The organism is Nostoc sp. KVJ20, assembly GCF_001712795.1.
Lineage (GTDB): Bacteria > Cyanobacteriota > Cyanobacteriia > Cyanobacteriales > Nostocaceae > Nostoc.
Window position 1 is genome coordinate 61,760 of the sequence record NZ_KV757721.1, and the last position, 291, is coordinate 62,050.

Genomic DNA, 291 nt, shown 5'->3' on the forward strand with positions numbered 1-291 from the left:
TTTGCGGCTTGTCGTTAGGCATTGCTCTCATGGCATAAATACTTACTTTTAACTGATAGTCTTAAGATTCCCGAAATAGTCGTGTTGAGAACAACTATTGCCTAGTAAGTAGTCTGCCAACCCAAAAATGCGCTTGTGAGGACTGGGGAAAGGGAAAAGGGTAAGGGATTTAAACCCTTTACCCATTCCCCCTGCCCCTTATCCCCAGAGGGGGACCCACCTTCCCCTTTACCCCGCTTGCGTCACGAAAGCGAACTACTAGAATCAAAATAATAGAGTTGTCGGGAAATA